2 protein-coding genes are annotated in these 4017 nt (G+C 66.3%); both read right to left on the minus strand.

Going from position 1 to position 4017, the window contains the following annotated elements; genetic code table 11:
* Window positions 1-203: 203 nt before the first annotated feature.
* Window positions 204-2789 (minus strand): TIGR02302 family protein, encoded by a 2586-nt coding sequence (locus ABR948_RS28750; RefSeq protein WP_428124571.1) that lies wholly within the window; start codon window positions 2787-2789, stop codon window positions 204-206.
* Window positions 2790-2908: 119 nt separating this feature from the next.
* A partial coding sequence (gene lysA, locus ABR948_RS28755; protein WP_428124573.1) for a diaminopimelate decarboxylase occupies window positions 2909-4017 on the minus strand: 1109 nt, incomplete at its 5' end.

The following is a 4017-nucleotide window of genomic DNA, read 5'->3' on the forward strand; positions in this document are numbered from 1 at the left end:
GAATTTAAAGGGTCACCAAAGGTATGTCAAGTGCATAATTCCCCGATAGCGGGGAGGGGGGACCGCGCTCTTGCGCGGTGGGCGGGGCGCTTGCATCGACGCTGCTTCTGGTGCCACAGAATTTTCCTCACGGCCCGCGCCCCCTCCACCATGCTTCGCATGGTCCCCCTCCCCCGCTATCGCGGGGGCGGATGAAAGGAGGATCAATAATCCTTCAGCAGGCGCTCGATGTAGTCGAGCTCTTCCTGCGTGCGCGCGAAGTCGCCGAAGCGCTTGCGCAATTCCTCGATGATGCGGCGGGCGCGCTGCGTGTCGATTTCGCCGGGTACGCGCACGGTGTTGTCGTCGCCGTAATCGCGGCCGCGCAGCGGACGGCCGAGCGGATCGGTGTCCTGATCGGCGCGCGGCTGGCCGAGCCGGCCGACGCGGCCGGGTGACTGCCCCTGCCCCATCTGCTGCTGCATCGACTGCGCCAGCGACTGCGCGCCCTTGCGCATGGCGTCGAGCGCGCGGCCTTGCGAGTCCACGGCGCTGTCGGTGTTGTTGTCGCCGAGCTCGCCCTGCGCCTCGTTCATCTCGCCGCCGGCGCGGCCGAGCTGATCGAGCGAGTCACTGCCCGGCGTTTGGCCCTGACCCTGCTGGCCTTCCTGGCCGCGCTGACCGTTCTGGCCGAGGCCGCGGCTTTTCAGGTCGTCGAGCAATTTGTTCAGGCGGTCGCGCAGCGCCTGCTGGTTTTGCTGCAGGTCGCTGTTGCCATTGCCGGCATTGGGATTCTGCTGGCCGTTGCGCCGCGACTGGCCGCCCTGCTGGTGCTGGTCCTGGCCCTGCTTGAAGGTACGGTCGCGCAATTCCTGCTGCTTGCGGATCATGTCGCCAAGCTCGTCGAGCGCCGACATCATGTCGTCGTCGCCGCTGTCCTGGTCCATGTTCGGCTGTGCCATCTGCAGATTTTCCATCATCTGCTGAAGCTGTTGCAGCAACTGTTTCGCGGCATCCTTGTTGCCGCTTTGCGCCAGCTGCTGCATCCGGTCGAGCATGTTCTGCAAATCGCGCTGGCTCAGCGTATGCGCGTTCGGGGGCAGCGGACGCGACAGCTGCTGCGAGTTCTTGAGCTGCTCGCGCATCGCCTGCATGAAGCGATCCATCGCCGCGCGCAGCTGATCCATCAGCGATTTGATCTCCTGATCGGAAGCGCCGCGCTCCAACGCCTGGCGCAACGCCTCCTCGGCATTGCGCAACTGCTGCTGGGCGTCGGAAATGTCGCCGTCCTCGAGCTGCAGCGCCATCGACCACATGCTTTGCGCAGCATCCCGCAGGTCGTCGTCGTTCTTGGCGCGCACCAGCGACCAGAAAATGTGGCGCAGGCCGAGGTAGACCCCGGCGTCGGGCTGGAATTGCTCCGGCGCCATGGTCAGCGCATCGAACGCGGTGATGACCAGCGGCCGCGAATTGGCATCGAGCGCGAGATTGCGCCGCTGCTCCACCAGCGCGCGGGCGAGCGGCTTGGTGAAGACCCGCTCCGGCAGGCGGAACGTGAATGGTTCGCTCTTGCCTTCGTTGCCGCCGTCGTCCTTGGCGGTCAGTGTCATCACCACTTCGGCGCCGGCCCACGGATGATCGGTAAGATCCTTGATGGTCTGGCCGGTGCCGTTTTTGGTGCGCGCCTGCGGCAGCACCAGCGGCAAATCCGGCGGGCCGTAGAGCGGATGCGGCGTTTCCTTCGCCGGGTCGTCATCCTTGCGCGCGAACATCGCGTGCGCTTCGCTCACACCGTAATCGTCCTCAAGGTGGTACGACAGCAACAGCGAGCCGCGCTGCTGCTGTTCCGGATCCTTGGTCAGCGCGATGGTCGGCGGCAGATCCGGAATGGCGTTGAACGCCCAGTTCAGATCGTCACCGGCGCCGCGCAAACTGGCTCTGCCGGTCGCGGCAATGGTGAAGCGGCGCTCGTCGGTGCCGGCCGGCGCTTTCACCTCATCTTTTGACGGCGTCACGCCGCCGGTGCCCGTCACCTCAAGATCGACCTTGCCGGTCGACCGCACCACCAATGTCGAATTCACCGGCACCGCAACGATGCCGCTCGACGGCGGCAGCGCCGCGGTTTCGCCCGGGTGAATGCCCGGCAGCATGACCGGCGGCTTGCCGGTATAGGTCGGCGGAATAACCCAGGCATCGACGCGGAAATTCGCCGGCAGCACCACGCCGTGCCAATCGAACCCCGCCGCGATCCGCCGCCAGCGCTCACCGCCCGCGGCAAAGAAAGTCGCGACGCAGGCCACCAGCACCAGCGCGCGCACCGCATAAGGATCCCATCGCGCGACGCGCGGCGACGGCCAGCCGGCTTTCAACGATCGCGCCGCGGCGAGCGCGCGCTCAACGTGCGCATTCCACAGCGCGAGCGAGTAAGGATCTTTCGGCGTGACGGCGAGATCGTCGGTGATCGCAGTCGCCGGGCGATGGCGCAAGCCGCTGTCCAGATCGAGCCGGCTCAAACCGTCGCGCGCGCCGGGCATGCGCAGCCGCAGCAGCGGATAGAGCGCGCCAGCGGCAAGCAGCGCGCAGACAATCGTCACCGCGGCGCGGCCGAGCGGCGGCAGCCACAGGAACACGCCGAGCCAGGCCAGCGCGAGGAATACGCCGATCGCGCAGACAAGCCCGCTCAGCGCCGGCCACAACCGCTCCCAGAAAATCGCCAGCCGGGCGCGCTTGAGCATCGCGTCGAGCCGCGTCCGCGCCGTATTCGCGGGCGGTCCGCCGGGCGCCGGATCAGGTAGCATTGTCGCCGTCAATAGAGGCTCCGCACAGTGCGATTGTGCCCGACAACACAGTAACATGAGGGCAGGTTCATGGCACAGTTCATGGCACTTTCGGCGCCGCCCCGCCCTCTGGACAAATCAGGCAAGCAAAATCAGAGCCAATGCGGCAGCTTATCCAGCGCGATCAGCGCATCGGCCGGAACCCGCGGCCGCACCAGCGCCCATTTGTCAGCGCGCACAAGCACTTCGGGGACCAGCGCGCGGGTGTTGTAAGTGCCGGACTGGGTTGCGCCATAGGCGCCCGCCGTCATCACCGCCAGCAGCTCACCGGGCTTCGGCTCCGGCATCGAGCGGTCGAGCGCCAGATAGTCGCCGGACTCGCATACCGGCCCGACCACGTCGGCAATGATTCGCGGCGCGCCGACCGCCGCCTGCCGCACCGGCCAGATTTGGTGAAACGCTTCGTAGAGCGTCGGCCGGATCAGATCGTTCATGCCGGCATCGACGATAATAAAAGTCTTGGCCTCGCCGCGCTTCACATACAGTACACGCGTCACCAGGATGCCGGCGTTGCCGACGATCAACCGCCCCGGCTCGAAGATCAGCTTGCAGTCGAGCCCCGCCGTGGCGCGCTTGACAATTGCCGCATAGGCATCCGGATCGGGCGGCGGTTCGTTGTCGTCGCGATAGGGAATGCCCAAGCCGCCGCCGAGATCGATGTGGCTGATGGTGTGACCATCGGCGCGCAGCGTGCGCACAAAATCCGCGATCAGCGCGAACGCATCGCCGAACGGATCGAGCTCGATGATCTGGCTGCCGATGTGCATATCGACGCCGGCGACACGCACGCCTTTCAGCTTCGCGGCGCGGGCATAGACCTCGCGGGCGCGGCTGATCGGAATGCCGAATTTGTTCTCGGCCTTTCCGGTCGCGATCTTGGCGTGGGTCTTGGGATCGACGTCGGGATTGACGCGGATCGAAATATCGGCCGAGCGCCCCTTGCCCACGGCGATGGCGGCGAGGAGTTCAAGCTCGGCTTCGGATTCGACGTTGACGCAGAGAATGCCTTGCTCAACCGCAAGCGCGAGCTCGCGCGCGGTCTTGCCGACACCTGAGAACATGATCTTCTGCGGCGGAATACCGGCGGCGCGGGCGCGCAACAGCTCGCCCCCGGAGACGACGTCGGCCCCCGCGCCGAGCCGGGCGAGCGTCGCGATCACCGCCTGGTTGGAATTGGCTTTCATCGCGTAGCAGATCAGCG

Origin of the sequence: Bradyrhizobium sp. (genome assembly GCF_050014615.1) — a bacterium.
In the GTDB taxonomy this organism is placed as follows: Bacteria; Pseudomonadota; Alphaproteobacteria; order Rhizobiales; family Xanthobacteraceae; genus Bradyrhizobium.